Consider the following 19,785-nt stretch of genomic DNA (forward strand, 5'->3'; position numbering starts at 1 on the left):
ATAAGACTATTAAGTTTAAAGAGGATTCCCTATGAAATTACAAAAACCAAAAGGAACGCAGGATATTTTACCTGCTGAATCTGCCAAATGGCAGTACGTTGAGGGCTTTGCCCGTGAGATTTTCAAGCGCTACAACTATGCAGAAGTGCGCACGCCTATTTTTGAGCATTACGAGGTTATCAGTCGCTCTGTCGGAGATACAACGGATATCGTAACCAAGGAAATGTACGATTTTTATGACAAGGGTGACCGTCATATTACCCTCCGTCCAGAAGGAACTGCGCCTGTTGTCCGTTCCTATGTGGAAAATAAACTTTTTGCCCCAGAAGTACAAAAGCCAAGTAAGTTCTACTACATGGGCCCTATGTTCCGCTATGAGCGTCCACAGGCAGGGCGTTTGCGCCAGTTCCACCAGATTGGTGTTGAGTGTTTTGGATCTAGCAATCCAGCTACTGATGTGGAAACCATTGCTATGGCAGCTCATTTCCTGAAAGAAATCGGTATCCAAGGTGTCAAATTGCACCTTAACACTCTTGGAAATCCTGAGAGCCGCGCGGCCTACCGTCAAGCCTTAATTGACTATTTGACACCGCTCAAGGAGACCTTATCTAAGGATAGCCAGCGTCGTTTGGAGGAAAATCCTCTCCGTGTCTTGGACTCTAAGGAAAAAGAAGACAAGGTAGCAGTAGAGAATGCGCCTTCTATCTTGGACTTCCTTGATGAAGAAAGTCAAGCTCATTTTGATGCTGTGCGTCAGATGTTGGAAAATCTTGGAGTAGACTATATCATCGATACCAATATGGTACGTGGTCTGGACTACTACAACCACACCATTTTTGAGTTCATTACTGAGATTGAGGGCAATGACTTGACAGTCTGTGCGGGTGGTCGCTATGATGGTTTGGTTGCTTACTTTGGAGGCCCGGAAACTGCTGGATTTGGTTTTGGACTTGGTGTAGAGCGCCTGCTTCTCATTCTTGAAAAGCAAGGTGTGACCCTCCCTATCGAAAATGCCCTAGATGTCTATATCGCGGTCTTGGGTCAAGGAGCAAATGTCAAGGCCTTGGAGTTGGTACAAGCCCTTCGCCAACAAGGATTCAAAGCAGAGCGTGATTACCTCAACCGTAAACTCAAAGCTCAGTTCAAGTCAGCCGATGTCTTTGCGGCTAAGACCCTCATCACCCTAGGAGAGAGTGAAGTCGAAAGCGGACAAGTGACGGTCAAGAACAACCAAACCCGAGAAGAAGTGCAAGTGTCACTTGAGGCTATCAGCCAAAACTTCTCAGAAATCTTTGAAAAATTAGGTTTTTAATAGTAGATAAACTGGTCAGGACCGTACTCCTGACCTTTTTCTTTTGCAAAATGACAAAAATAATAAACTTTTTGACAAATATACTTGTCAAAAAGAAAAAGATGTGTTACAATGTAAGCAAGTTAAGAAATAAAGAAATAGGAGGGAGCCACATGTGGGTATGGATTTTTTTTCCTTTTCTCGTCTTGATTTATACGAGTCAATCTAAAAAAATCAAGCGGTTAGAGAAGAGGTTAAAGGTAATCGAAAGAAAAGAGAAAGGAAATATAGATATGTCAAGATTATTGCAAGAATTAATTGGGAAAAAACCAACAATCGTTGGACAAGTGTTTGGAACATCTTTATGGGAAGTTGTGGATGTTGATGAGGAATGGGTCAAACTACGTCATGTTGATAAAAATGGGAAAGAAAAATTCAAGTTGCAACGTATTGAGGATATCCAAGCCGTTGAATTTGACGGAAAGTAGGTGTGTAACATGCAACTAAAAAATCGTCTAAAAGAGCTGCGGGCTCGCGATGGCCTCAATCAAACCGAACTAGCCAAGCTAGCAGAGGTTTCCAGACAGACCATTAGCCTATTAGAACGGGACGAATACACCCCGTCCGTTGTGATTGCCTTGAAAATATCTCAGATTTTCAATGAAACAGTCGAATCGGTATTTCGCTTGGAGGAGGACGAGTGATGAACAAGTATAGAGTGATTTATTATGTAGTTGCCATAGCTCTATTAGTTAGCGTGTGTCTACTAATTGGAACAAATCTAGGATGGTTTGATCTCTATTACAGTGATCAATTTGTTTGGGCTTACTTTGCTCTTATCCCAGTCGTTGACTGGATTGAAAAGAAAGCAAACAATCTAGCAAGTGAAAAAGGAGAATGAATATGAAAAAGAAAAAGAAAGGTGTCTTGTTATTTTTAATGTCTATTGTCTTGGGAGGTTTCTTGTACATATTTGTAGATATGTTGAAGGCTGGTGCCGAATCCCACGAAATTATTTTAGATGTAAAAATCTTGATACCATGGATATCAGCTATTTGTTTAGTATTAGGTTTCATTAGCATTCTTTTGACGTTCAATTTCTTAAAGAAAAGCAGAAAATTTCACTCCTTGTATCAAGAGGAAATGGATGATGATCTGAATGAAACCTATTATGTGCAGATGTATCGGAATCTCGAGTTTGGAACTATTGCTTTTAATAGTGCAAGCGTAGCGATTTTATTGGCTCTCTTCATTTCAGGAAGTGAAGTAATTGTACTCGATATAAGCCATATAACCTTATCCCTTTCCTTTTTGGGGTTAGTGTTAGTTTTAAATGCTCAAAAATATCTTTTTAAGACCATTGCGATTGTTCGTCAGTTTGATTTGGCATTTTTCTCTACACCAAAGGATATCTTGGATCATTTCGATTCTTATGATGAAGGGGAGCGCAAGGCTAATTTGGAACAGAGTTTTCGGATTCTATTCCAATTAAATAACTATGTCTTGCCAGCTTTGTACTTTCTGATTGCTCTCTTTTCCTTACTGACAGGAGAGATTCAGTTACTAGCCTTCTTGCTTGTAGGAGCAATCCATATTTATATCAATGTGATGCAGTTACCTATGGTAAAACGTTATTTCAAATAAAGGAGTTTCTATGATTCGTGTTGAAAATGTAAGCAAAAGTTTTGGGAGCAAAAAGGCTCTTCATCAGATTTCTTTTGAGATCAAGGAGGGTGAAATCTTTGGTTTTCTTGGACCTTCTGGCTCAGGTAAAACAACCATGATCAATGTCTTAACAGGTCAGTTGGCTGCAGATCAAGGTAACACAATTTTGTTAGGCAAGAATTCTCAAGATTTAACTTCAAATGATTTGGAACAAATTGGTATAGTTAGTGATGGCAGTGGTTTTTATGAAAAGATGAGTCTTTACAAAAATCTGCTCATCTATGCTAAGCTATATGGTCTCAAGTCAGATAGAGTAAATCAGGTGCTCCAACAGGTTGGATTGGCAGATGCTAAAGATATTATCGCAGAAAAACTATCTACAGGAATGAAACAACGAATGTTCTTGGCTCGTGCCCTTCTGAATGCTCCTAAGATTCTCTTCCTAGATGAGCCAACTAGTGGCTTAGACCCTACAACATCTAAGATGATTCATATCCTACTTCAAGAATTAAAGCAGGCGGGGACAACTATCTTTCTGACCACGCATGATATGAATGAAGCAACTCTGCTTTGTGATCGCTTATCTCTTTTGAATAAGGGGAACTTAATAGAGTATGGAAGTCCGCAAGATATTATCCAGAAGTACCATGTGGATAAGAAAGTACGTGTGGTTTATAACGATGGACGAGAACAGATAGTTCCATTTGAAGAATTGCCACATTTAGACACGACAGATTTGATGGTGGTTCACTCTTGTGAGCCAACACTAGAAGAAATCTTTATCAGATTAACAGGAGAAAAGTTAGATGTTTAGAAAATTAAATGCCCTACTATGGTTAAGAGTGCAAGTCCTTATTAGCAATTCAAGTTTGTTAGCAACTTTATTGATGCCTTTTGGTATTGCTGTTCTATATAATGAATTCATGAATAAGAATGGAGAATTGAGTATGTTGCTCCTCTCTACGAGTTTGACCATGGTCTTGAGTATGGGAAGTGGTTATATGGTATCGATTATGATGGCAGAAGATAAGGAAAAACGAAATCTTAAATCACTCATCCTAAGTGGTGTGACAGCAACAGAATATACTTTCAGTATGCTTGTTCTCCCTATTCTGATAATGTTACTTGCTATGATTGTACTTCCCATCTATCTTAAAGTAGATCTATCTGGTTATTTATTTGCCTACGTTATCTATTTGCTCCTAGCAACGATTAGTATTATTTTTATCAACATTCTAATCGGTGCGGTATCAGATACTCAATCTAAAGCGCAAGTTTATAGTATCTTCCCTATGTTAATTGTCTCTTTTTTACCTATAATTGCTCTTCAAAATGATACGGCTCAAAAAGTGTTGGATTATTCGTTCATCGGTCCTATTGTAAATCTTTTAAATAAAAAAGGTGGAGAGATATCTTTTTCTAACATCGGTATGTTACTTGCCTGGGTACTTGTGTTAGGAATAGCGAACCTCTTTGTATTGAAAAACAGCTATAAAGCAAGATAGGAGATTTATATGAAACTACTTAAAAACCTTGGCTGGTTTCTTCTAGCCATTCTATCCTTTGTGTTTATCTATGGTACCGTTCAGAGTGGGGCTGTAGAAGCTTTGAATCTAGGCGCTTCACCCTATGCTACTACCTTGCTTTATGTGGCCTTGGCTGGAGTATATGTGTACGTCATTTATAAATGGTATCAGAAAGGTCCTGTTCATATTGAGAAGAGTGGCTTCAACCGATTTATTTGGCTTCCTGCTCTGGTTTGGTTCTTATCTCTGCTTGTCCAGTTTTTCTTGCCAGATGATCCTTCGGTAAATCAACAAATGGCGACAGACTTGACCTTGGCTCAGCCACTCTTCTCCTTCTTTGCGGTCGTTATTTTTGCTCCTTTGACGGAAGAACTTATCTTTAGAGGGATGTTAGCACGCTACCTCTTTCCTAAGCAGGACAATAGTAAACAAACTCTAATTTTTCTTCTGGTAACTAGTGTTCTGTTTGCCTTGATTCATTTCCCAGGAGATGTGCAACAATTTTTAGTTTATGCTAGTCTTGGTTTTAGCTTGGGCTTGGCTTATATTAGCAGAAAAGGTCTGGTCTACAGTATTTCTCTTCACGCTTTAAATAATTTAGTCGGCTTTTTGATGATTCTCATGCTATAATAGAGTCAGGAGGTCACATGAAACGAGTAATTTTATTAGCAGTGATTCAGGCAGTTGTTCTATTTTTCATCATTGGAGCGCTAGCTTATGCCTTTAAGGGCGATTTCTTCTATAACTATCTAGCAGTCGTCTTTGCCCCTATTGCAGGTGTCTTGCGCTTTGGGACAGCTTATACAACGGAAATTGTCTTGCCTCGAAAGGCAGCCGAAATCGCTGAAAAGCGTAAAGCAGGCAAAAATTCAAAATAAAAGAGTCCGATGAAGTTCATCGGATTTTTGTATGAGCGCTAATTTTTAGGGACTTTACCTGATTTTTTAAGACAGGCAAACTTTTCTGATGATTTTCATGAAGAGCCTGCGCTTTTATGGTAAAATAGTAACAGAATAAAAGAGGAGAGAAATAATGAAACGTAGTATGTATGCTGGTCGTGTTCGTGAGGAACACATCGGACAAGAAATGACCTTGAAAGGATGGGTTGGCCGTCGTCGTGACTTGGGTGGTTTGATCTTTATTGACCTTCGTGACCGTGAAGGAATCATGCAGTTGGTTATCAACCCTGAAAAAGTCTCTGCAGAGGTCATGGCAACAGCTGAAAGCCTTCGTAGCGAATTTGTTATCGAAGTAACTGGACAGGTCGCTGCGCGTGAGCAAGCTAATGATAAGTTGCCAACTGGTGCAGTTGAGTTAAACGTGACAGCTCTAACAGTGCTGAATACAGCTAAGACAACCCCATTTGAGATTAAGGATGGCATTGAGGCCAATGACGATACGCGTTTGCGTTACCGTTACCTTGACCTTCGTCGTCCAGAAATGTTGGAAAATCTCAAACTTCGTGCTAAGGTGACCCACTCTATCCGCAACTACTTGGATGAGTTGGAGTTTATCGACGTGGAGACACCATTCCTTTCTAAGTCAACGCCTGAAGGGGCGCGTGACTACTTGGTGCCATCTCGTGTTAATAAAGGGCATTTTTACGCTCTTCCTCAAAGTCCACAAATCACTAAGCAGTTATTGATGAATGCTGGTTTTGACCGTTACTACCAAATCGTTAAATGTTTCCGTGACGAGGACTTGCGTGGTGACCGCCAGCCTGAGTTTACCCAGGTTGACTTGGAAACATCTTTCCTTACTGAGCAAGAAATCCAAGATATCACAGAAGGCTTGATTGCGCGTGTCATGAAGGAAACAAAAGGCATTGAAGTCACTCTGCCTTTCCCACGTATGAAGTATGATGACGCTATGGCTCTTTACGGTTCTGACAAGCCTGATACTCGTTTTGACATGTTGCTTCAGGACCTGACAGAAGTGGTCAAAGGTGTAGACTTTAAAGTCTTTTCAGAAGCACCTGCTGTAAAAGCAATTGTAGTCAAAGGAGCTGCGGACAACTATTCACGTAAAGACATCGACAAGATGACGGAAGTAGCCAAACAATATGGTGCCAAAGGTCTTGCTTGGGTCAAGGTTGTTGATGGAGAATTAAACGGACCAGTTGCTAAGTTCTTGACAGGCATCCAAGCAGAATTGACAAAAGCGCTTGCACTTGAAGATAAGGACCTCGTTCTCTTTGTGGCGGATACGCTTGAAGTGGCCAATGCAACTCTTGGTGCCCTTCGTGGACGTATTGCCAAAGAGCTTGGCTTGATTGATAACGATAAATTTAACTTCCTTTGGGTGGTTGACTGGCCAATGTTTGAATGGTCTGAAGAAGAAGGTCGTTACATGAGCGCCCACCATCCATTCACGCTTCCACAGGAAGAGACTAATCACGAATTAGAAGGTGATTTGGCTAAGGTTCGTGCCATTGCTTACGATATCGTCTTGAACGGTTATGAACTTGGTGGTGGTAGCCTTCGTATCAACCAAAAAGACCTTCAAGAACGCATGTTCAAGGCTCTTGGTTTCTCAGCCGAAGAAGCAAATGACCAGTTTGGTTTCCTTCTTGAAGCCATGGACTATGGTTTCCCACCACACGGTGGTTTGGCTATCGGGCTTGACCGCTTTGTCATGCTCTTAGCTGGAGAAGAAAATATCCGTGAAGTTATTGCCTTTCCTAAGAACAACAAGGCAACTGATCCAATGACACAAGCTCCTTCAACAGTAGCTCTCAAACAACTAGAGGAACTCAGCTTACAAGTAGAAGAAGATGAAACAAGCAAAACGAATTAAGCGGTGGCGCTATTATCTGCGCCGCTTTGCTTATCAGATAAAAATTTTACGTGTATTACAAAGCATCTCTCGAGAAAAGTATGATGAGAAGATTTCGGCTTCTCTGGTCTATGGTTTTTTATCAGCAGTAGCGGTCAATTTCTTTTTCCAACCAGGGCATGTGTATTCGAGTGGTGCGACAGGTCTGGCACAGATTATCTCTGCCTTGAGTAATCACTGGTTTGGTTTTCATATTCCGATTTCGCTGACCTTCTACGCCATTAATTTTCCTTTGATGGTCTTGGCTTGGTATCAGATTGGGCATAAGTTCACCGTCTTTACCTTTATCACGGTGTCCATGAGTTCCTTCTTTATCCAGTTTGTCCCTGTGGCGACCTTGACGGAGGATCCCATTATCAATGCCCTTTTTGGTGGTGTTGTCATGGGTTTGGGGATTGGTTTTGCTCTTCGTAATAATATCTCCAGTGGTGGGACGGATATCGTCAGTCTGACCATTCGCAAGAAAACGGGTAAGAATGTCGGCAGTATTTCCTTCTTGGTAAATGGGACTATCATGCTGATAGCCGGTTTGACCTTTGGTTGGAAATACGCCCTCTACTCTATGATTACCATCTTTGTCTCTAGCCGTGTGACAGATGCGGTCTTTACCAAGCAAAAACGGATGCAGGCAATGATTGTGACCAATCATCCAGATAAGGTAATTGAAAAAATCCATAAAAAATTGCACCGTGGAGCGACCATGATCCACGATGCAGAAGGAACCTATAATCACGAAAGAAAGGCAGTTTTAATCACTGTCATTACACGTGCAGAGTTTAATGAATTTAAACAGATTATGAAACAGGTGGATCCAAGCGCCTTTGTCTCTGTATCTGAGAATGTTCATATTTTGGGACGATTCGTTGAAACAGAAAATTAGTAACTAAAAAACCAGCGCGAGCTGGTTTTTATTTTTCGATAATTTTGTGGGCAATCAACTGGCGATAACAAATTTGTTTATTGCTTTTAGCATCATTGATGATCTGGAGAATAGTTTCAAAGGAAACACGACCAAGCTCCAAACTATTGATATCGACATAGGCTGCCAAGTTGAGCTTGGGATTGACTGAGTCGAAGCTGAGGACAGGGACATCCAGTTGGTGTTTTGCGATGTAATCACAGACCCCTGCAGCAAGGAGACTATCAATGGTAATAATAGCGTCAATATTTGGATCGTGTTTGAAGAGAAGTCTACTAAAGCGATAACCATTATCTTCAAGAAATTCAGTAGCAAAGTAAGTCAGATTAGTATCGAGAGGAAGTTGGTATTGTTTTAGAGCTAGCTCGTAACCTGTCAGACGGTCTTGTGTTACGAAGAGTCGCTTAGTACCTCCGATAAAGGCAATTCGCTTGCATCCTTTTTTGATGAAATACTCTGTCGCATCAAAACCAGCTTGGACATTGTCATTATCGACAAGTGGAATGAAGGGAGATAGAGATTTACCTAAGATAAGGAAAGGAAATTGCTCGTCTGCTACTAACTTAACCAAAGGGTCCTCTTCTTGGGCATAGAGGAAAATCAAACCATCTACACGCTTACCATAGACCATCTGAGAAATAGCTTTAAGACGCTCTTTGGCATCTTTACCTGTCGCGATCTGAATGGCGTAGTGGTTTTCAGAGGCGACTTGGGCGATACCACGGAGGACAGATGGGAAGAAAGGATTTTGATAGAAGGCGTCTGAGTCGTCAGGAAGGACCAAGCCGATAACTTGGCTATAACTGCTTACCAAACTACGAGCATTGAGGTTGGGGTGGTAATTGAGTTCTTTCATAGCCTTGCGAACGCGTTTTTTCGTTTCGTCGCTAATGGTTGATTTGTTTTGAATAACACGGGTTACGGTTGAAGGCGAAACACCAGCAGCCTTGGCCACGTCTTTAATCGTAACGGGCATAAAAATCTCCTATTTATGGTAATCTGGATCACGGAAATGCGTTTTATAAAAGATAGTGACCAGATACAGAACAAAAAGAATGTTTTGTACAGTAATGAGAGTTGTCATATTTTGGCCAAAGAGTCCCAAAATAAGCGTAATTAGAGTAGGTAATCCTAAACAGTTCAAGATAAAATGGTAGCACTCTTTAAAGGTCCTAAATGAAAAGAGGCGTGATTTCTTAGTGATATAAAGGAGAAGACTAGCTCCTAGAGAGACAATGAAGAAATTCAAACCAAAGAGGAAGCTCGCACCGAGAACCAGAAAGAGACTGATATAGACACGATTCTGCTGGTACCAGTCTTTAGAAATAGCTTGGGTCAAGCTGTCTTTACTTTTGAAACTCTCAGTCTCAATCGCCCGGTAAGAGATACGGGTCAATTCCTTGCTTTCCTTGCTGATGACGAGCTCATTCGTATCGAAATGCAGTTGCAAGTCCTTAGGTAATTCCTTGCTTTGACTTGGACCGATCACAATAGAAGGCTCTTGACTAGCTGTTCCAGTATAAGTTAATTTGCCATCAACAATTGTAGCGTGTTCAGAGAGATCCTGTACAACCTTATCTGTCAATGGTTCATAGACATTATCGATAAAGGTTTCTAGCGGATAAGTCTCCTGCGAGCTGTTTTGGATGGCAATAGGTACCATAGATAAGCTGATAAGGAAGATACTGGTAAAGAGAAGTTGGAACCAGTTGAGTCCGAAACGTTTGGACAGGGGCTTACGAAATCCCCAAATACTTGAAAAATAGGAAAATGGATATGGAAGCATAGGTATCTTTCTAAAAGGTGTTTTCTATATGAGTATTATATAGAGAAATGTGCTTTATTTCAAGTCTAGGAGATAAATTGCTTGCTACAAGGATAGTTTTACAGTAACAAGTTTTAAAATGAAAAAGGGTGGCGGGGATAAATTATCCCTTGTCGCCACCACTTGTAAGTCCTGAAACAAAGTTCTTTTGTAGGAAGAAGAAGAGAATACAGATTGGAAGGGCAATGAGGATAGCACCTGCTGAGAAGTAGGCAATCTTCAAGTTTTTCACATTGCTAACGAAGGTTTGGAGACCTACGGCAACAGTAAAGTATTCTTTCTCACGAAGCAAGAAACTAGAAAGGATATAGTCTCCAAAAGGTCCCATGAAGGCCCAGAGAGCTTGTACGGCAACCATTGGGCGAACAAGTGGAAGAACAATTTGCCAGAAGCGGCGGAAGTGTCCTGCACCGTCTAGTTTTGCAGATTCGTCTAGAGACATTGGCACTGTATCGAAGTAGCCTTTCATGAGCCAAGCATTCATCGGGATACCACCACCAACGTAGAGGAAGATGAGGAACCAGCTGTGGTTAAGGGCGTTCAACATAAGTGCCATAACGAAGAAGGCTGTCAAAGCGGCCATGGTTGGCACCATTTGGATAATCAAGAAGAAGACCAAACTTTGTTTACGAGCCAAGAAGTTGTAACGGCTGTAAGCATAACCAGCAAGTACGATAATACTTGTTTGAACAGCCATAGTAATTAAGGCGATAATCAAAGTGTTGAGATACCAAGTACCGTATAGGGTTTCAGTAAAGAGTCCTTTAAAGTTATCAAAATTGAGGTCGATGTTAGTATCGAGTTTAAAGGCCGCGACGTTACCTGCTTTAAAGGCTGACATGATGGTAATCAAAAGTGGATAGATAATCACGATTGATAGGCCAATTAAGTAGAGGTAAGTAAGGGTTTGAGTCAGTCTACGTTTGAGTTTAATTGAGTTATTCATCTTAGACGTCCTCCATATCAAATGCGTGTAGTTTCTTGAATGCGATCATAGAGATTGAGATGACAATGATAGAGATAATCAAGGTAACAGCTGCCGCCATTGAGTATTGAGGAGATGTACCTGTTGTCAAACGGTAGATCCATGAGATCAAGATATCAGTTGAACCAGCTCCCCCTCCGACACTACCAGGACCTCCACCATTGAAGAGGTACATGATAGAGAAGTTGTTAAAGTTGAAGGTATATTGGCTAATCAAAGTAGGTGCCGCAACAGCCAAGATCATTGGGAAAGTGATGTTACGGAATTTTTGCCAAGCATTGGCACCGTCAATATAAGCTGCTTCGTAAAGGTCGTTAGGGATAGATTGTAAGATACCTAAAGTCAAAACGTAGATGTATGGGAATCCAAGCCAACCCTGCATCATAATCAAGGCAATCTTAGTCCAAGTTGGGTCTGTTTTCCAAGGAATAAGAGTACCATCAAGGAAAGGAAGGAATTTAGCTAAGATTGGCAATACTTGAGTGTTGATGGCTCCGACACTATCGTTAAACATATTTGAGAATGTCAAGATAGTGATGAAGGCTGGAACAGCCCAAGGAAGAAGGAAAATAACACCAAAGATACGTTTTCCTTTGATAAATGGTTGGTTAGCAATGATAGCTGTGAAGATACCGATGACGATCTGTAAAGTTGAGGCAGCCAAAGCCCAGATGATAGTCCAAGAAAGAACGGCACCAAAGGCAGAACGGAAGGTACTCAAACTCCAGATGTTCGTAAAGTTGGTCAAACCAACCCAGTCCAACAATTTGTTTGGTGGCAAGTGCTGGAAGTCATAGTTGGTAAAGGCGATCATCAAGGTTACGATAACCGGGAATATAATCGCAAAAGTCATGGCAACATAAGATGGAATGATCAAGAGGTAAGGGAAACCATTTTCATAGATTCCTTTGATCATTTCTTTAAAGGTAAGTGCTACTGGTATGCCATTGTTAATGTGTTTGGCAGTTGTATGTGCATCTTTGATATTTGCGAAATAAAAGAGTACATAAACAACTACAAAGATTAAATGGAAGGCACCACGAATCAGCATAAAGAGGGAATTATCACGACCTGGTTTGTCACCAAGAGTGATGAGATTGCTCAATTCAGGGGCTGCAAGTGCTAGGAAGTAAAGGACAAATACGATGGTTACACCAAGGAATATAAAACCTTTGGATTTTTGTTTATTGTAAATCTGTCCTAACCCAGGAATGATAGACAGCAGAGCTGCTTTACTAGGTTGTTGCTTTTCCATAATAACTCCTTTCATAGGATACTGGTTTCTAATTAAAACCTAAACTATATATGTTTTTGATTGATAAATTCAAAGGGGGATTTGATTTCCACCCCCCTTGAACAAATTTTTTATTCACCAAATTTTTGTTTGATTGTTTCTTTGATCAATGTTACAGCGTCGTTAGCAGCTGTTTTCGCATCTTTCTTACCACTTACAGCATCAAAGAGCATAGTTTTCGCTGGATCCCAAACTGCAGACATTTGAGAGATATTTGGCATTGGTTGAGCGTTCTTGAACTGTTTGATAACAGCTGTTGTCAACTCATCATTTTTACCTTCAGCATATGTACGAGCTTCAGTGTTAGCTGGGATTTCGTTAGTTGTATCGTAGAAGGCTTTTTGTTCTTCAGTTGAAACAAGGAAGTCTACAAATTTTTGAGCGCCTTCAAGGTTCTTAGTGCTTGATGGGATAATCCAAGCTTTACCACCACCGAATGCAGCATATTCTTTTCCATTTGGAAGAGTTGGGATAGTTGCAACACCGTAGTTTACTTTAGCATCTTTAAAGGCTTGAGCTTTCCAAGGTCCGTCGATGATAGCAGCTGTTTTACCTTCTTGGAATTGAGTTTGGATTAAGTTGCCAGCACCTTCAGTATCTTGCATACCTTTAGGCCATTTTTCATACCAAGATTTAGCGTAGTTGATACCTGCGATAGAACCGTCGTTTGCAAGACCGATATCTTTAGCGTCTTTACCGTTTTGTCCGAATACGTAAGCACCGTTACCAGCAAGAAGTCCATATGCATAGTAGAAGTTTGTCCAGTCAGCTAGGAAAGCAGAAGTTTTTCCATCTTCTCCAGCGAAGGCATATTTGCTATCTTTAGCAAGGTTTTCTAAGTCAGCAAAAGTTTTTGGAGCTTCTTTTACCAAGTCTTTGTTGTAGTACATAACAAGTGACTCGATAACAGCAGGAGCACCGTAAACTTTACCATCAGCAGCCGTCACAAGAGATTTAGTTTTATCATCTGTTTTAGCACCGTCGCTCAATTTCACTTCTGAGAGTTGTCCGTCAGTACCAAGGCTACCTACACGGTCGTATGGAGCCATCATAACGTCAGCAGCTTGACCTGATTGGTTGTCAAGAGAAAGTTTGTCAAGCCCACCCATTTGGTCTCCTGTTTTGATGGTAACTTTTACGCCAGCTTCTTTTTCGTAAGCTTTTGCAGCTGATTCAGCAAATGCTTTATATTGATCTTCAACGTAGAAAGTGATTTCTTTCGCTTCAGATGAACCAGAATCAGCAGGCTTATCAGCAGTTTTGCTTCCGCAAGCTACCAAAAGCAAGCTAGCAAGTGTAGCAGTTCCAAGCACAGCAGCGCTTTTCATGAATTTAGATGACATAGTGTATTCCTCCTAAAGAATAACAAATTTTATAATGAGGAAACGCAAACGTTTTCCTTTATGGGACTAGTATAGCACAAATAGAAAGCGGTTGCAAGTGTTTTTTGTAAAAAAATTTAAAAATTTTATAGGGAAAGAAAACGTTTTATTGCCTCTTAATAGTAGAAATAATAAAAAATGTTTAAATACAGGGTTGGTAAGATAGCGAAAACGATTGCTTTAATTAATTATAAAAGATTAAAGTAAGTGTATGTTTAATTTTGTAAAATAGGGTAAGGAAGATTGACAATACTATATTATCAGTTGAAAGGAGAATATATATGCGAGTACAAAGAAAAAATTTTTAAAAAATAATCAAAAAAGTTATTTAAAATCGCTTGCATTTATCAAGAAAATGAGCTATACTAAGTAATAGCGCAAACGTTTGCGTTCGTAAAAATGTAATATCTAACTATAAACACATGAGGTGCTTATTATGAAAAAACGTCAAAGTGGTGTGTTGATGCACATTTCTTCTCTTCCAGGGGCATACGGAATCGGATCATTTGGTAAAAGTGCTTACGACTTCGTTGATTTCTTGGTTCGTACAAAACAACGTTACTGGCAAATCCTTCCACTAGGAACAACTAGTTACGGAGATTCTCCTTACCAGTCTTTCTCAGCCTTCGCAGGAAACACTCATTTTATCGATTTGGATATCTTGGTGGAACAAGGCTTGTTGCAAGCAAGTGACCTTGAAGGAGTTGACTTTGGTAGCGATGCGTCTGAAGTTGACTATGCGAAAATCTACTATGCACGTCGTCCTCTTTTAGAAAAAGCGGTAAAACGTTTCTTGGAAGTAGGAGATGTTAAAGATTTTGAGAAATTTGCTCAAGACAACCAATCATGGCTTGAACTCTTTGCAGAGTATATGGCTATCAAAGAGAATTTTGACAATCTTGCTTGGACTGAATGGCCAGATGCAGATGCTCGTGCTCGTAAAGCTTCAGCACTTGAAAGCTACCGTGAGCAATTGGCAGATAAGTTGGTTTACCACCGTGTGACTCAATACTTCTTCTTCCAACAATGGTTGAAATTGAAAGCTTACGCTAACGACAACCACATCGAAATCGTTGGGGACATGCCAATCTACGTAGCGGAAGATTCAAGCGATATGTGGGCAAATCCACATCTCTTCAAGACAGATGTCAACGGTAAGGCGACTTGCATCGCAGGATGCCCACCAGATGAGTTTTCTGCAACTGGTCAGCTTTGGGGTAACCCAATCTATGACTGGGAAGCAATGGACAAAGACGGCTACAAATGGTGGATTGAACGCTTGCGTGAAAGCTTCAAAATCTACGATATCGTTCGTATCGACCACTTCCGTGGCTTCGAATCTTACTGGGAAATCCCTGCTGGTTCCGATACAGCAGCACCTGGTGAGTGGGTCAAAGGTCCTGGCTACAAGCTTTTTGCAGCTGTTAAGGAAGAACTTGGTGAGCTAAACATCATCGCTGAAGACCTTGGCTTCATGACTGATGAAGTGATCGAGTTGCGTGAACGCACTGGCTTCCCAGGAATGAAAATTCTTCAATTTGCCTTCAACCCAGAAGACGAAAGTATCGACAGCCCACACTTGGCACCTGCTAACTCAGTTATGTATACAGGAACACACGATAACAATACGGTCCTTGGTTGGTACCGTAACGAGATCGATGATGCGACTCGTGAATACATGGCTCGCTACACTAACCGTAAAGAATACGAAACAGTGCCACATGCTATGCTTCGTACAGTCTTTTCATCAGTTAGCTTCATGGCAATTGCAACTATGCAAGATTTGCTAGAATTGGATGAGGCAGCTCGTATGAACTTCCCATCTACTCTTGGTGGAAACTGGTCTTGGCGTATGACTGAAGATCAATTGACACCAGCTGTCGAGGAAGGCTTGCTTGACTTGACAACAATCTATCGCCGAATCAATGAAAATTTGGTAGAATTAAAGAAATAATACAATATCAGGAGACACCTTAAACATGTTATCACTACAAGAATTTGTACAAAATCGTTACAATAAAACCATTGCAGAATGTAGCAATGAAGAGCTTTACCTGGCTCTTCTTAACTACAGCAAGCTTGCAAGTAGTCAAAAACCAGTTAACACTGGTAAGAAAAAAGTTTACTACATCTCAGCTGAGTTCTTGATTGGTAAACTTTTGTCAAACAACTTGATCAATCTTGGTCTTTACGACGATGTTAAAAAAGAACTTGCAGCTGCAGGTAAAGACTTGATTGAAGTTGAAGAAGTTGAATTGGAACCATCTCTTGGTAATGGTGGTTTGGGACGTTTGGCTGCCTGCTTTATCGACTCAATTGCTACTCTTGGTTTGAACGGTGACGGTGTTGGTCTTAACTACCACTACGGTCTTTTCCAACAAGTTCTTAAAAATAACCAACAAGAAACAATTCCAAACGCATGGTTGACAGAGCAAAACTGGTTGGTTCGCTCAAGCCGTAGCTACCAAGTACCATTTGCTCACTTCACATTGACATCAACTCTTTACGATATCGATGTACCTGGTTACAAGACAGAAACGAAGAACCGCTTGCGTTTGTTTGACTTGGATTCAGTTGACTCTTCAATCATTAAAGACGGTATCAACTTTGACAAGACAGATATCGCTCGCAACTTGACTCTTTTCCTTTACCCAGATGATAGTGACCGTCAAGGTGAATTGCTCCGTATCTTCCAACAATACTTCATGGTTTCAAACGGTGCGCAATTGATCATCGACGAAGCAATCGAAAAAGGAAGCAACTTGCATGACCTTGCTGACTACGCAGTTGTACAAATCAATGATACTCACCCATCAATGGTTATCCCTGAATTGATCCGTCTTTTGACTGCTCGTGGTATCGAACTTGACGAAGCAATCTCAATCGTTCGTAGCATGACTGCCTACACTAACCACACAATCCTTGCTGAAGCCCTTGAAAAATGGCCTCTTGAATTCTTGCAAGAAGTGGTTCCTCACTTGGTACCAATCATCGAAGAATTGGACCGTCGTGTGAAAGCAGAAGTAAAAGATCCAGCTGTTCAAATTATCGATGAGAGCGGACGTGTTCACATGGCCCACATGGATATCCACTACGGATACAGCGTTAACGGGGTTGCAGCACTTCACACTGAAATCTTGAAAAATTCTGAGTTGAAAGCTTTCTACGACCTTTACCCAGAAAAATTCAACAACAAAACAAATGGTATCACTTTCCGTCGTTGGCTCATGCATGCTAACCCAAGCTTGTCTCACTACTTGGATGAGATTCTTGGAGAAGGTTGGCACCATGAAGCTGATGAGCTTGAGAAACTCTTGTCTTATGAAGACAAAGCAGCTGTCAAAGAAAAATTGGAAAGCATCAAGGCTCACAACAAACGTAAATTAGCTCGTCACTTGAAAGAACACCAAGGTGTGGAAATCAATCCAAACTCTATCTTTGACATTCAAATCAAACGTCTTCACGAGTACAAACGCCAACAAATGAACGCTTTGTACGTAATCCACAAATACCTTGACATCAAAGCTGGTAACATCCCTGCTCGCCCAATCACAATCTTCTTTGGTGGTAAAGCAGCTCCAGCCTACACAATCGCTCAAGACATCATTCACTTGATCCTTTGCATGTCAGAAGTTATTGCTAACGATCCAGCAGTAGCTCCACACTTGCAAGTAGTTATGGTTGAAAACTACAACGTTACTGCAGCAAGCTTCCTTATCCCAGCATGTGATATCTCAGAACAAATCTCACTTGCTTCTAAAGAAGCTTCAGGTACTGGTAACATGAAATTCATGTTGAACGGAGCTTTGACTCTTGGTACTATGGACGGAGCTAACGTGGAAATCGCTGAGTTGGTTGGCGATGAAAACATCTACATCTTCGGTGAAGATTCAGAAACTGTTATCGACCTTTACGCAAAAGTAGCTTACAAATCAAGCGAATTCTACGCTCGTGAAGCTATCAAACCATTGGTTGACTTCATCGTTAGCGATGCAGTTCTTGCAGCTGGAAACAAAGAGCGCTTGGAACGTCTTTACAATGAATTGATCAACAAAGACTGGTTCATGACTCTTCTTGACTTGGAAGACTACATCAAAGTCAAAGAGCAAATGCTTGCTGACTACGAAGACCGTGACGCATGGTTGGATAAAGTTATCGTTAACATTTCTAAAGCAGGGTTCTTCTCATCTGACCGTACAATCGCTCAGTATAACGAGGATATCTGGCACTTGAACTAAGCTACAAATTTATACTAATAAGATTTGTAAAAAGCGAATTTCGATTGAAATTCGCTTTTTTTGAATACTGTGGATTTGGCTCAATCTTGTCTTAAAAGAAGAGAAATCATAGACGAATTGAAGGTTTAACATTCTCTTTCAACCTCATGTTTCTTTGTAGTTGATTACCTCATATTCCTTGTATTCGCTTACATAAAGTATTATAATATGATTATAGGAAAGAAGGTGTTCTTATGTGGAAAAAATATTTTTCAAAATATAAATGGACGGATTTATTTTGGATTCTATTTGTTATTTTAACATGCCTCTTGGCGGGTAATAGTAATCTTTACCCCCTTACCCATCAAGAAATCTCTTATCATGGGTGCTTATCGGGAATTACACTTGCCTTATTCCACTTGCTATTTATTGATAAGTTTTTTATTTCGAATCGAAAATAAATGGAGAAGCTAAAAGCTTTAAATGTTTAAGACTTTTGGGAACGATAGTTTAAAAATTGAAATTTAAAACCGCAGATCTTCTTGAAATGCGGTTTTTTGTGTCAATTATAGTACTCTCCCAACTAGAATCTCAGCCTCAATAGTAATCTCTGTCAGTTGGCTCCAGTCAATCTTGGTCTGGTCGACGTGAAAGAGTAGGGGCGTCATGCTGAGTAGGGATTGGAGCTGATCTGCTGTGATAGTCTTAGTCAGAGAGGCAGTTTTACTTGATAGGATGGTAAAGTGTTCTTGGAAATGATTTTTGATATCTTGGTTGGAATAGTCCTTGTTTGTCAGCTGGTCTTGTACCTTCTGACGGATTTCCTTGAGGTGATTTTTAGTTGGAATAACCTTTATCAAGATACCGTCTTTGGATAAAACGCGACGAAATTCTCCATAGTTGGCAGGGGAAAAGATATCAAGCAGGATATCCATGCTAGCGTCTTTTATAGGGAGGCGAGCTAAGTCGCCAACAAACCAATTGACTGCCCAATCGGGTTCGCTCTTAGCAGCGATTTGGACGGAATCTTTGGAGATGTCAAAGGCATAGAAGGTTTTGTCAGGATGACTTTCTTGGAGTTTGCGAGAATAGAATCCTTCGCCACAACCGATATCTAAGACTGTGGTGCTAGTTTCTGAACTGGCTAGCAAGTCAGATACAGCCTCTAGAATAGCTTGATAAAAGCCGGCTTCTAGGATTTGTTGACGGTTTTGAAAATTTTCCTTGTCATAGTTAGCAGATTGCTTGATTTGAGGGGCTAGATTGACATAGCCGAATTTCGCCAAGTCACAAGAATGGCGATTGCTACATTTGAGACTACTCTCTACCAGAGTCAGATTTTCTTGACAGATAGGACAGGCAAAGGTAGTCGCAGAAGCAAAACGCTGAAGTTTGGGTTTGAGATTTGTATTCATAGTTTAAGTGTATCAAAAGAGGCAAATGAAAGCAACTTTAGGAATAAGTAGATGGGAGATTCAGTAGAAATAAAACTAATTCTCCAATTTATGGAATGAAATTGCTTTTATATCTAAATTGCTATATAATAATGATAAGGAGGAAATAAGTATGTTAAAAGAAGTACTAACCGTTGCAAAAGTTGCGAAAAAATCATCACTCTTTTTGGGTGGTGTCGCATTTGGTACCCTTGGTTTGAAAATCTTGGCAAGTAAGGAAGCTAAAAAAGGTTATTCTAAAGCTTTGGCTAAGGCTTACAAGTTGAAAGACGGGCTAGATGCATCTGTTTCTGTTATGAAACAACATGGAGACGATGTCTTGCAAGATGCCAAATATTTGTACGAGCAAGAGAAAAAAGAAGAGCAATTAGATAGCCTTATAGGAGAATAAT

General features: G+C 40.4%; 21 protein-coding genes. 15 read left to right on the top strand and 6 right to left on the bottom strand.

Translation table 11 applies throughout. The features are described 5' to 3' along the window. Positions 1-31: 31 nt before the first annotated feature. From hisS to TZ91_RS06480, 11 genes are all read left to right on the top strand, one after another. Positions 32-1,312, top strand: coding sequence for a histidine--tRNA ligase (gene hisS / locus TZ91_RS06430; protein ID WP_033687481.1), 1,281 nt, complete (start codon positions 32-34; stop codon positions 1,310-1,312). Then, a complete protein-coding gene (locus tag TZ91_RS06435; protein WP_162174237.1) occupies positions 1,312-1,779 on the top strand; it encodes a hypothetical protein in 468 nt (155 codons plus the stop codon). Before hisS ends, TZ91_RS06435 begins: the two co-directional genes overlap by 1 nt. A gap of 9 nt (positions 1,780-1,788) precedes the next feature. Then, entirely contained in the window at positions 1,789-1,995 is a 207-nt protein-coding gene (locus tag TZ91_RS06440) for a helix-turn-helix transcriptional regulator (protein ID WP_001176233.1), read from the top strand. After that, positions 1,995-2,192: a hypothetical protein gene (locus TZ91_RS06445; protein ID WP_023938972.1), complete on the top strand. Its 198-nt coding sequence runs from the start codon at positions 1,995-1,997 to the stop codon at positions 2,190-2,192. Before TZ91_RS06440 ends, TZ91_RS06445 begins: the two co-directional genes overlap by 1 nt. A 2-nt stretch (positions 2,193-2,194) precedes the next feature. Continuing rightward, positions 2,195-2,935 (top strand): DUF3169 family protein, encoded by a 741-nt coding sequence (locus tag TZ91_RS06450; RefSeq protein WP_023938970.1) that lies wholly within the window; start codon positions 2,195-2,197, stop codon positions 2,933-2,935. A 10-nt stretch (positions 2,936-2,945) separates the two neighbouring features. Beyond that, positions 2,946-3,770, top strand: a complete 825-nt coding sequence (locus tag TZ91_RS06455) for an ABC transporter ATP-binding protein (protein ID WP_033687477.1) — start codon at positions 2,946-2,948, stop codon at positions 3,768-3,770. Further along, the gene (locus TZ91_RS06460; protein WP_033687475.1) at positions 3,763-4,461 is read left to right on the top strand and encodes an ABC transporter permease; all 699 of its coding nucleotides are present in this window, start codon (positions 3,763-3,765) and stop codon (positions 4,459-4,461) included. The genes TZ91_RS06455 and TZ91_RS06460 overlap by 8 nt, the downstream gene beginning before the upstream one ends. A gap of 9 nt (positions 4,462-4,470) precedes the next feature. After that, positions 4,471-5,112: a CPBP family intramembrane glutamic endopeptidase gene (locus TZ91_RS06465; RefSeq protein WP_000771205.1), complete on the top strand. Its 642-nt coding sequence runs from the start codon at positions 4,471-4,473 to the stop codon at positions 5,110-5,112. 17 nt (positions 5,113-5,129) lie between these two features. Further along, the gene (locus TZ91_RS06470) at positions 5,130-5,360 is read left to right on the top strand and encodes a hypothetical protein (RefSeq protein WP_000832184.1); all 231 of its coding nucleotides are present in this window, start codon (positions 5,130-5,132) and stop codon (positions 5,358-5,360) included. Positions 5,361-5,514: 154 nt separating this feature from the next. After that, positions 5,515-7,278, top strand: a complete 1,764-nt coding sequence (aspS, locus tag TZ91_RS06475) for an aspartate--tRNA ligase (RefSeq protein WP_033687473.1) — start codon at positions 5,515-5,517, stop codon at positions 7,276-7,278. Beyond that, the gene (locus TZ91_RS06480) at positions 7,256-8,197 is read left to right on the top strand and encodes a YitT family protein (RefSeq protein WP_033687472.1); all 942 of its coding nucleotides are present in this window, start codon (positions 7,256-7,258) and stop codon (positions 8,195-8,197) included. Before aspS ends, TZ91_RS06480 begins: the two co-directional genes overlap by 23 nt. A 28-nt stretch (positions 8,198-8,225) precedes the next feature. Here TZ91_RS06480 and TZ91_RS06485 read toward each other — a convergent pair whose 3' ends face one another. The 5 genes from TZ91_RS06485 to TZ91_RS06505 form a co-directional block, all read right to left on the bottom strand. Continuing rightward, positions 8,226-9,212, bottom strand: a complete 987-nt coding sequence (locus TZ91_RS06485; protein ID WP_033687470.1) for a LacI family DNA-binding transcriptional regulator — start codon at positions 9,210-9,212, stop codon at positions 8,226-8,228. A 9-nt stretch (positions 9,213-9,221) separates the two neighbouring features. Next, positions 9,222-10,022 (bottom strand): DUF1189 domain-containing protein, encoded by an 801-nt coding sequence (locus TZ91_RS06490; protein WP_033687469.1) that lies wholly within the window; start codon positions 10,020-10,022, stop codon positions 9,222-9,224. Between the two features lie 142 nt (positions 10,023-10,164). Beyond that, positions 10,165-11,007, bottom strand: coding sequence for a sugar ABC transporter permease (locus TZ91_RS06495; RefSeq protein WP_033687467.1), 843 nt, complete (start codon positions 11,005-11,007; stop codon positions 10,165-10,167). Position 11,008: 1 nt separating this feature from the next. Continuing rightward, positions 11,009-12,301: a carbohydrate ABC transporter permease gene (locus TZ91_RS06500; protein WP_033687466.1), complete on the bottom strand. Its 1,293-nt coding sequence runs from the start codon at positions 12,299-12,301 to the stop codon at positions 11,009-11,011. 110 nt (positions 12,302-12,411) lie between these two features. Continuing rightward, positions 12,412-13,683: an extracellular solute-binding protein gene (locus tag TZ91_RS06505; protein WP_033687464.1), complete on the bottom strand. Its 1,272-nt coding sequence runs from the start codon at positions 13,681-13,683 to the stop codon at positions 12,412-12,414. 475 nt (positions 13,684-14,158) lie between these two features. On the opposite strand from TZ91_RS06505, the gene malQ reads away from it, so the two are divergent. The 3 genes from malQ to TZ91_RS10670 all read left to right on the top strand — a co-directional run bounded on the left by malQ (position 14,159) and on the right by TZ91_RS10670 (position 18,400). Beyond that, entirely contained in the window at positions 14,159-15,676 is a 1,518-nt protein-coding gene (gene malQ, locus TZ91_RS06510) for a 4-alpha-glucanotransferase (protein WP_033687462.1), read from the top strand. Positions 15,677-15,701: 25 nt separating this feature from the next. Next, positions 15,702-17,960 (top strand): glycogen/starch/alpha-glucan family phosphorylase, encoded by a 2,259-nt coding sequence (glgP, locus tag TZ91_RS06515; protein ID WP_033687459.1) that lies wholly within the window; start codon positions 15,702-15,704, stop codon positions 17,958-17,960. Between the two features lie 233 nt (positions 17,961-18,193). After that, positions 18,194-18,400 carry a hypothetical protein gene (locus tag TZ91_RS10670; protein ID WP_000265676.1) on the top strand — a complete coding sequence of 69 codons (207 nt, stop codon included), beginning with the start codon at positions 18,194-18,196 and terminating at the stop codon, positions 18,398-18,400. Between the two features lie 105 nt (positions 18,401-18,505). Here TZ91_RS10670 and TZ91_RS06525 read toward each other — a convergent pair whose 3' ends face one another. Then, the gene (locus TZ91_RS06525; protein WP_033687457.1) at positions 18,506-19,354 is read right to left on the bottom strand and encodes a methyltransferase domain-containing protein; all 849 of its coding nucleotides are present in this window, start codon (positions 19,352-19,354) and stop codon (positions 18,506-18,508) included. A gap of 151 nt (positions 19,355-19,505) precedes the next feature. On the opposite strand from TZ91_RS06525, the gene TZ91_RS06530 reads away from it, so the two are divergent. Then, positions 19,506-19,784 carry a DUF6110 family protein gene (locus TZ91_RS06530; RefSeq protein ID WP_004258701.1) on the top strand — a complete coding sequence of 93 codons (279 nt, stop codon included), beginning with the start codon at positions 19,506-19,508 and terminating at the stop codon, positions 19,782-19,784. Position 19,785 lies beyond the last annotated feature (1 nt).

Origin of the sequence: Streptococcus mitis (assembly GCF_000960025.1) — a bacterium.
Lineage (GTDB): Bacteria > Bacillota > Bacilli > Lactobacillales > Streptococcaceae > Streptococcus > Streptococcus mitis_DH.

What these genes read in the sequence shown, in the direction of transcription:
- hisS (WP_033687481.1), top strand. Translation starts at nt 32, where the DNA reads ATGAAATTACAAAAACCAAAAGGAACGCAGGATATTTTACCTGCTGAA.
- TZ91_RS06440 (WP_001176233.1), top strand. Translation starts at nt 1,789, where the DNA reads ATGCAACTAAAAAATCGTCTAAAAGAGCTGCGGGCTCGCGATGGCCTC.
- TZ91_RS06445 (WP_023938972.1), top strand. Translation starts at nt 1,995, where the DNA reads ATGAACAAGTATAGAGTGATTTATTATGTAGTTGCCATAGCTCTATTA.
- TZ91_RS06450 (WP_023938970.1), top strand. Translation starts at nt 2,195, where the DNA reads ATGAAAAAGAAAAAGAAAGGTGTCTTGTTATTTTTAATGTCTATTGTC.
- TZ91_RS06455 (WP_033687477.1), top strand. Translation starts at nt 2,946, where the DNA reads ATGATTCGTGTTGAAAATGTAAGCAAAAGTTTTGGGAGCAAAAAGGCT.
- TZ91_RS06460 (WP_033687475.1), top strand. Translation starts at nt 3,763, where the DNA reads ATGTTTAGAAAATTAAATGCCCTACTATGGTTAAGAGTGCAAGTCCTT.
- TZ91_RS06465 (WP_000771205.1), top strand. Translation starts at nt 4,471, where the DNA reads ATGAAACTACTTAAAAACCTTGGCTGGTTTCTTCTAGCCATTCTATCC.
- TZ91_RS06470 (WP_000832184.1), top strand. Translation starts at nt 5,130, where the DNA reads ATGAAACGAGTAATTTTATTAGCAGTGATTCAGGCAGTTGTTCTATTT.
- aspS (WP_033687473.1), top strand. Translation starts at nt 5,515, where the DNA reads ATGAAACGTAGTATGTATGCTGGTCGTGTTCGTGAGGAACACATCGGA.
- TZ91_RS06480 (WP_033687472.1), top strand. Translation starts at nt 7,256, where the DNA reads ATGAAACAAGCAAAACGAATTAAGCGGTGGCGCTATTATCTGCGCCGC.
- TZ91_RS06485 (WP_033687470.1), bottom strand. Translation starts at nt 9,212, where the DNA reads ATGCCCGTTACGATTAAAGACGTGGCCAAGGCTGCTGGTGTTTCGCCT.
- TZ91_RS06490 (WP_033687469.1), bottom strand. Translation starts at nt 10,022, where the DNA reads ATGCTTCCATATCCATTTTCCTATTTTTCAAGTATTTGGGGATTTCGT.
- TZ91_RS06495 (WP_033687467.1), bottom strand. Translation starts at nt 11,007, where the DNA reads ATGAATAACTCAATTAAACTCAAACGTAGACTGACTCAAACCCTTACT.
- TZ91_RS06500 (WP_033687466.1), bottom strand. Translation starts at nt 12,301, where the DNA reads ATGGAAAAGCAACAACCTAGTAAAGCAGCTCTGCTGTCTATCATTCCT.
- TZ91_RS06505 (WP_033687464.1), bottom strand. Translation starts at nt 13,683, where the DNA reads ATGTCATCTAAATTCATGAAAAGCGCTGCTGTGCTTGGAACTGCTACA.
- malQ (WP_033687462.1), top strand. Translation starts at nt 14,159, where the DNA reads ATGAAAAAACGTCAAAGTGGTGTGTTGATGCACATTTCTTCTCTTCCA.
- glgP (WP_033687459.1), top strand. Translation starts at nt 15,702, where the DNA reads ATGTTATCACTACAAGAATTTGTACAAAATCGTTACAATAAAACCATT.
- TZ91_RS10670 (WP_000265676.1), top strand. Translation starts at nt 18,194, where the DNA reads ATGTGGAAAAAATATTTTTCAAAATATAAATGGACGGATTTATTTTGG.
- TZ91_RS06525 (WP_033687457.1), bottom strand. Translation starts at nt 19,354, where the DNA reads ATGAATACAAATCTCAAACCCAAACTTCAGCGTTTTGCTTCTGCGACT.
- TZ91_RS06530 (WP_004258701.1), top strand. Translation starts at nt 19,506, where the DNA reads ATGTTAAAAGAAGTACTAACCGTTGCAAAAGTTGCGAAAAAATCATCA.